Origin of the sequence: Clostridium sp. (assembly GCF_021443865.1) — a bacterium.
Taxonomy (GTDB): domain Bacteria; phylum Bacillota; class Clostridia; order Clostridiales; family Clostridiaceae; genus Clostridium.
In genome coordinates this window covers 1-6,770 of sequence record NZ_JABUTB010000102.1, presented here as the reverse complement: position 1 = coordinate 6,770, position 6,770 = coordinate 1, and the positions used below count along the sequence as shown (strand labels likewise).

Sequence of the window (6,770 nt, the reverse complement as noted above, 5' to 3'; positions counted from 1 at the left end):
ATGTAATATATTTTTCATTATAATTCCTCCTAAATTCTCCTATAAAGAAATTTTCAATTAAAATAACCTGTAAATACTTAATCTTTAATTTTAAATTCTAATTCTTTTTCTATAATGTCGTTATCACCATTAAAGATTGCAACTCCATAGTCACCTTCTTCAAGACCTTCAGGAACTGTGAACTCAGCAGTAAAGTATCCAGATTTATTTTTTTCTATATTTTTTTCCACCTTAAATCTATTCTTTGTTGAAACTTCACCTTTGTACCAAACAACAGTTGCTTCTTCTATAGCAAACTTTTTTCCTTTTGCAGAAATATAAATTTTGTCCTTAGAAGTAAAAGTATCAGTTTTCTCAGTAGCTTTTCCTTTGTCATCTACAGATTTAGTTAATGTAATTTCTACAATTTTAGGACCAAAGAAATATTTATAAGCAGAGTCTAATCCAGCCAATATTAAAATTACTAGTAAAATAGGTATTATAAATTTTTTCATAATAATTTCCTCCAAACATTAATTAATTTGTTCTTTATGAGTATCATTTTACTAGGAATTATAATAAGTACATATTAGTTTATATTTCAATAAGGTTACATTTTTGAAAGATAAAAGAATTTATAAAAATAATGAACTCCTAGCTGCTATTATCACTAGTAGCTAGGAGTTCATTAAAGTGTAATTAATTATATTTACTTTTCCTAAAGGAAATATAAGACTAACCTTTATGATAATGAATAATATAAAATTTATTAAGAAAAATAAAAATACATCTTTTAAATATTCTTTTAAACTCATGGTAAGATATACCCAAGACCACGCTTAGTTTCTATGGTTTCCTTTAAACCAACCTCTTCTAATTTCTTTCTTAATTTAGTAACATTAACAGATAGATTATTATCATCTACAAAAGCATCTGCATTCCACATAAAGTCCATTAATTCATCTCTAGAAACTATTTTACCTCTATTTTTAATCATACATGAAAGAATCTTAAGCTCATTTTTAGTTAACTCAACGGTATACCCATTATAAGTAATTGAACTATTGGATAAATTAAGCTTTAAGTTATTATAGTTCATAATATCATTAGGGGAATATCCATGAGCTCTTCTTAAAAGGGAAGAAATCCTTGCTAAAAGAATTTGAGTATTATATGGCTTAGTAATAAAGTCATCAGCACCTAAATTTATACTCATTAGTTCATCTATATTACTATTTCTGCTTGTAACAATTATAATTGGCATATCGGAATGCTTTCTTATTTCTCTACATATATGATAGCCATCAAATAGGGGAAGGTTAATATCTAAAAGTAATAAGTCAGGATTTTCTTCTAATATTAAATCTATAATGTTTTCAAAATTTGATGGGGCAATAACATCATATTCATATCTTCTTAAAAAAATCGTTAATTCTTCTCTTATGGTTTTAGAATCCTCAACAATTATTATCTTTGACATTTGCTCACTTCCTTTATAATATATATTTTATATACATTATAAATTATTATAAATATAACTGCAAAATATACACAATTAAGAGTATAGGTACTGATTATGAATTTATAGAAAAAAACTTATAACTAATAATATTTATTAGTTGACAATTAATAGTGAATAGGGTAATATATATGTATATTAAATGGATAAAAAATATAATTATTTAGATATAGGAGTGATTAATATGAAGAAATTATTTAGATGTACTGTGTGTGGATATGTACACGAAGGACTTGAAGCACCAGAAGTTTGTCCAAAGTGTAATTTAGGAAAAGAAAAGTTTGTAGAACTTACTAGTGAAGAAGCAGCAAAGATTTATACTGCAGATAGAACTAATACTATTCATGCTGAATTAATTGTTTTAGCAGATAGAATTGCTAAGCTTGCAGAAGAAGGTATAGAAATAAATCTTGATCCTAAGTGCGTAAATGGATTTGAAAAAGCTAAAAATGAAGCTTGGACAATAAAGCAAAGATGTAAGGCTGAACTTGCAGGACATATGACTAACGGTAAGTGGTAGAATTACATTAGTTAGATATGGATTTAAATAGGAGCTGTTTCACAGCTCCTATTTCAGACTGCTGACAAAGTGTCAGCAGTCTTTAATTTTATACATATATGTAATATAATTAAAAATATATAAATTTATTACATAGAGGTTTTATTATTATAAACGAAAGAAAGGAATCACAATATCAAATGATCGCCCAGCGGTTGATTCTGTAGTACTATTTAAAATGTTATTTATAGGATATCTTTATGGCATACGCTCCGAAAGGCAACTAGTTAAAGATATCGAAGTGAATTTAGCATATAGATGGTTTTTAGGATATTAGATTACTGAAAATTATAAAGATGATAATAAAAATTAAACATAGAAAAACCCTCTATTTTTTAACAGTGGGTTTTTCAACAAACTGTGAAAAAATCCAACAGATAATCTGTTGGATTTTTTTGTAAATCTGTTCACATTTCTTATCTATAAAAAGTTATATATATGTGGTACCATTAAATTACAAATAATAAGGGGGTAGATGATAATAAAAAACAAAGTTTATGATTTAGTAAAAAATGATTTATCCCTTATATCTAAGTATTTACTTTCAATAGGTGCATCTAAAGAAGATATGGAAGATATTATTCAGGAAACCTTTATAAAGGTATATGAAAATATTGATATATTACTTGATGGAAACATTAAAGCATGGATGTTTAAGGTTTCAGTTAATAAATTTTATTCTTTATATAAAAGAAGCAAGTTCAACAAAGAAGTTTCAGAGAATTTAATAGAAAATATAAAGAGTGATTTTGATATGAGTACTGTTGAGAATAATATTGATATTAAAAGGGTATTTACTAAAATCAGCGAAAGTCAAAAAAATATATTAATTTTAAAATATAGTATGGGGTTATCCTATAGGGAAATAGGAAAGCTACTGAATATTGATGAGGGGTCATCAAAGACACTATGCTATAGAGCTAGAAAAAAATTTAAAGAAGTATGGGAAGGTGAAAATATATATGAATAAAGAAATTGATGATATTTTTTCAGATAAAAATGATGATGAAATAACTAAAGAGCTTAAGAAAAAAAGAAAAAGATACAACTCAAAGCTTATAACAAAATCTATATCATTAACAATGGCGATACTATTAGTTCTAGGTTTAATTCTTAATGTAGTAAGTGATAAAGTTATTGAGCGTTCATTTCATAAGCAAAGTTCAATATTTTATAATGAATATACTATTATGCATCCTTCTGAATATATAGGAGAAAGAAGATATTTAGAAACAGGACTTTTTAAATCATTAACTTTCTTCGATATTGGTAAGGTTGTAAAGGAGAAAGTTATAAGTGCTGGAACAAGAAATTTAGTAAGTGGTATACAATTTGGAAGCGTAGGTGGGATATATCCAGAGCATAGGAATTATACCTTAGAAGAGGATTTAGCAAAGAGAAGTTATAATACTAATGGATTAAGGCAACTATGTTTTATGTTACCATATGTAAGTTATAAAAATGATATAAATGATTTTAGATACTTGGATGAAATAGATAATAATAAATATATAGAAATGGTTTTATCCTTTGATAAAGAATATTCATATGAAGATGTAAATAAGAGCTTTGGAAGTGATAATATTTCTTTCTATTGGATTGATATGTCTACTGATGAACAAAAATCTTACTATGAAGATGAGAAGGCTTATCTTACTGAAAATGAAGTTATAGGTATTAAGTCAATTACAGGTGAAGGAAAATTAATAGTAGATGAAAATGGAAGATTAATCCAGTATAGAGAAGCTATAGCATATTTAAAAGATAATAAATATAGAAGTCATATAGAAATTAGAGATGGAAGTTATACTAATATAAGTGGCGTAGTTGTTCAGGGTACTGCTGAGGAGTTAAAAAAATTAGAAAGTAATTCAATGATTAAACACGCTATATTAGGGAACATAGTAGATAAGTTTTAATTAAAAGACTAGTAATATATAAAATGCTATGCAGTAATATGCATAGCATTTTATAGTAGCTTATTAAGATGCTTTTAATTCATTTTTCTTAACTATATTGTATCTTATATTAACTATAAGGGCTAATATAACATCTATAGCAGTTATTCCTATATCAAATAGTATTACGTGGCTTAAGTTCATATCTGCTAATATACCAGTTATACTTGGAACAACTGTAGAAGATATACTTGAAGTTGTAAATACTATACCAGTAATCTTACCCTTACTTGTTGGGAATAATTCTGACATTGATGTTAAAGCCAATTGTAAAACTCCATCTGCAGCTGAGAATCCTATTACGAATGCAGCAACTAGGCAATTTAAAGTGCTTGGGAACATCCAAAGTACTACTAATATTATTAATGAAATTAATGGGAAAAGGAGATACTTCATGAATTTAAATCACTTAAATTATTTTAGAGTATTAGCACAATTAAAACATTATACTCAGGCAGCAGATAAATTATCAATAACACAACCTAGTTTAAGTCATGCTATATCAGCTTTAGAAAAAGATTTGGGAACATATTTATTCGAGAAGCAAGGAAGAAATATAAAGCTAACTAAATATGGAAGATTATATTTTGAATATGTAGATAGAGCATTAAGTGAATTAGAAAAAGGTGAAAAAAAACTAAGAGAATTAACCAATATTTCAACTGGAACTATTGAACTTGGATATATATATACTTTTGGTCCAACTTTTGTTCCAAAACTAATTAAAAATTTCGTTGAAATAGAAGAAAATAAAGATATAAAATTTACCTTTGGTCAAGGTACAACAAAGGTTCTTATAGATGAATTAAAAAAATGAGAAATATGATATGGTACTTTGTTCATATGTAGACAATGAAGATGAAGTAGATTTCATACCAATAGACAATCAGGAGCTAGTTGTAATTGTATCTAATGATCATCCTCCAACTGAAAAGGATAGTATTGATTTAATAGAGTTAGATAGTTATCCATTTATAGGTTTTAGTGAGAAAAGTGGAATAAGGCCACTAATAAATAATTTATTTGAAAAGATAGACTTAAAACCTAATATAATATGTGAAGTTGAAGAGGATAATGCAATTGCAGGATTAGTTGAAATAAATTATGGAATTGCTGTTGTTCCAAGAATATCATCCTTGAAGAACTATAATATAAAAGTTCTTCCAATAGTAAATCCAACGCATGAAAGATTTATATATCTTGCAACTTTAAAGATTAAGTATTTAACACCTTCTGTTAGTCTATTTAAAAATTTTATTGTTGAAAAAAGCAAAGATAAGCTTTTAGAACATAAAAAATATTAATAAAGGAATTTATATAAATAGCCCTTAATCTTGTTTGATTTAGTGCTATTTTTTTATTGAATAAATTAGCAGGATAAGAATATATTTTCTGTTATTTGTTATAATTAAGATAAGAAATATAAAGTAGTTTAGATAAGGAGAAAAGTATAGTTGATTGATAAGTTAGAAGTTTTAGAGAAGTACTTTGGATATAAGAGTTTTAGAAGAGGGCAAGAAAAAATAATAGATGAAATATTAAAAGAGAAGGATGTTCTTGCTATTATGCCAACAGGAGGGGGAAAGTCTCTCTGCTATCAGATTCCAGCTTTAATTTTAGATGGGATAACAATAGTAATTTCACCACTTATATCTCTTATGAAGGACCAAGTAGATACTTTAAATTCAATTGGAATAAACTCTGCATTTTTAAATAGTTCTTTATCTACTTATGAATTTAATGAGGTAATGAATGGTATTGAAAATAAAAAATATAAGATAATTTATGTAGCACCTGAAAGACTTCATTCAAATGAATTTATTACAGCAATAACACAAGTAAAAATTGCACAAGTTGCTATTGATGAAGCCCACTGTGTATCTCAATGGGGACATGACTTTAGAGTAAGTTATAAAGGAATTTCAACATTTATTGATAAGCTTATTGAAAGACCTATTATAACAGCTTTTACAGCAACAGCATCTGAAGAAGTAAGAAATGATATTGTAAATTTATTAAGACTTAATAATCCAAAGATATTTGTTACTGGTTTTGATAGAGAAAATCTAAGGATAAATGTTATTAAAGGAATAGAGAAAAAGAAGTTTTTAATTAATTATATAAAGGATAATTCTAAGGATGCAGGAATAATATACGCAGCAACAAGAAGAGATGTTGATAGCCTTTATGAATTATTAAATAAAAATAATATTAAAGTAGGAAGATATCATGCAGGTCTTTCAAATGATGAAAGAATAAAATGCCAAGAAGAATTTATAAATGATGAGACTACTGTAATTGTAGCTACTAATGCCTTTGGTATGGGTATTGATAAACCTAATATAAGATATGTTATTCATTATAATATGCCTAAGAATATTGAAGGATACTACCAAGAGATAGGTAGAGCAGGAAGAGATGGGGAAGAAAGTGAATGTATAATGCTTTTTTCACCAGCAGATGTAATTACTCAAAAGTACCTAATTGAAGTTAGTACTGAAGACCCATTAAGGAAAAATAATCAATATAAAAAGCTGCAGCAAATGACAAGCTTAGTTTATATAAATAGTTGTTATAGAAAATATATATTAAATTACTTTGGAGATTCCTATGAAGGAGAATGTGGCAATTGTAGTAATTGTCTAAATAAGGGTGAAGTTAAGGACAGAACTATAGAAGCTCAAAAGGTTATATCATGTATTTATAAAATGAAGAGAAGCTTTGGAGTAGGTATGATAGTAGATGTTCTTAGAGG

General features: G+C 26.8%; 9 protein-coding genes and 1 pseudogene. 7 read left to right on the top strand and 3 right to left on the bottom strand.

The genetic code is table 11. The annotated features are described in order from the left end of the window. Positions 1-77 precede the first annotated feature (77 nt). Positions 78-494, bottom strand: a complete 417-nt coding sequence (locus tag HUJ77_RS13735) for a hypothetical protein (RefSeq protein WP_291709542.1) — start codon at positions 492-494, stop codon at positions 78-80. A 296-nt stretch (positions 495-790) separates the two neighbouring features. Beyond that, positions 791-1,459, bottom strand: coding sequence for a response regulator transcription factor (locus tag HUJ77_RS13730; RefSeq protein WP_291709540.1), 669 nt, complete (start codon positions 1,457-1,459; stop codon positions 791-793). Positions 1,460-1,682: 223 nt separating this feature from the next. On the opposite strand from HUJ77_RS13730, the gene HUJ77_RS13725 reads away from it, so the two are divergent. From HUJ77_RS13725 to HUJ77_RS13710, 4 genes and pseudogenes are all read left to right on the top strand, one after another. Further along, complete coding sequence (locus tag HUJ77_RS13725) at positions 1,683-2,018, top strand: rubredoxin-like domain-containing protein (RefSeq protein ID WP_291709538.1); 336 nt, start codon at positions 1,683-1,685, stop codon at positions 2,016-2,018. Between the two features lie 178 nt (positions 2,019-2,196). Next, a pseudogene (locus tag HUJ77_RS13720) lies at positions 2,197-2,331 on the top strand (transposase); the annotation flags it as partial. A gap of 201 nt (positions 2,332-2,532) precedes the next feature. Continuing rightward, positions 2,533-3,027, top strand: coding sequence for a sigma-70 family RNA polymerase sigma factor (locus tag HUJ77_RS13715; protein WP_291709536.1), 495 nt, complete (start codon positions 2,533-2,535; stop codon positions 3,025-3,027). Then, positions 3,020-3,976 (top strand): anti sigma factor C-terminal domain-containing protein, encoded by a 957-nt coding sequence (locus tag HUJ77_RS13710; RefSeq protein ID WP_291709534.1) that lies wholly within the window; start codon positions 3,020-3,022, stop codon positions 3,974-3,976. The genes HUJ77_RS13715 and HUJ77_RS13710 overlap by 8 nt, the downstream gene beginning before the upstream one ends. 63 nt (positions 3,977-4,039) lie before the next feature. Here the strand turns inward: HUJ77_RS13710 and HUJ77_RS13705 are convergent, their stop codons facing one another. Beyond that, positions 4,040-4,411 (bottom strand): hypothetical protein, encoded by a 372-nt coding sequence (locus tag HUJ77_RS13705; protein ID WP_291709532.1) that lies wholly within the window; start codon positions 4,409-4,411, stop codon positions 4,040-4,042. Here HUJ77_RS13705 and HUJ77_RS15465 point away from each other — a divergent pair. The 3 genes from HUJ77_RS15465 to HUJ77_RS13695 all read left to right on the top strand — a co-directional run. Then, the gene (locus tag HUJ77_RS15465) at positions 4,410-4,832 is read left to right on the top strand and encodes a LysR family transcriptional regulator (protein WP_366033494.1); all 423 of its coding nucleotides are present in this window, start codon (positions 4,410-4,412) and stop codon (positions 4,830-4,832) included. The two genes, HUJ77_RS13705 and HUJ77_RS15465, sit on opposite strands and share 2 nt — an antisense overlap. Before the next feature lie 10 nt (positions 4,833-4,842). After that, a complete protein-coding gene (locus HUJ77_RS15460; RefSeq protein WP_366033492.1) occupies positions 4,843-5,319 on the top strand; it encodes a LysR substrate-binding domain-containing protein in 477 nt (158 codons plus the stop codon). A gap of 150 nt (positions 5,320-5,469) precedes the next feature. Further along, on the top strand, positions 5,470-6,770 hold a 1,301-nt coding region (locus tag HUJ77_RS13695; RefSeq protein ID WP_366033490.1), incomplete at its 3' end, for a RecQ family ATP-dependent DNA helicase.

What these genes read in the sequence shown, in the direction of transcription:
- HUJ77_RS13705 (WP_291709532.1), bottom strand. Translation starts at nt 4,411, where the DNA reads ATGAAGTATCTCCTTTTCCCATTAATTTCATTAATAATATTAGTAGTA.
- HUJ77_RS13715 (WP_291709536.1), top strand. Translation starts at nt 2,533, where the DNA reads ATGATAATAAAAAACAAAGTTTATGATTTAGTAAAAAATGATTTATCC.
- HUJ77_RS13735 (WP_291709542.1), bottom strand. Translation starts at nt 494, where the DNA reads ATGAAAAAATTTATAATACCTATTTTACTAGTAATTTTAATATTGGCT.
- HUJ77_RS15460 (WP_366033492.1), top strand. Translation starts at nt 4,843, where the DNA reads ATGGTACTTTGTTCATATGTAGACAATGAAGATGAAGTAGATTTCATA.
- HUJ77_RS13725 (WP_291709538.1), top strand. Translation starts at nt 1,683, where the DNA reads ATGAAGAAATTATTTAGATGTACTGTGTGTGGATATGTACACGAAGGA.
- HUJ77_RS13730 (WP_291709540.1), bottom strand. Translation starts at nt 1,459, where the DNA reads ATGTCAAAGATAATAATTGTTGAGGATTCTAAAACCATAAGAGAAGAA.
- HUJ77_RS15465 (WP_366033494.1), top strand. Translation starts at nt 4,410, where the DNA reads ATGAATTTAAATCACTTAAATTATTTTAGAGTATTAGCACAATTAAAA.
- HUJ77_RS13710 (WP_291709534.1), top strand. Translation starts at nt 3,020, where the DNA reads ATGAATAAAGAAATTGATGATATTTTTTCAGATAAAAATGATGATGAA.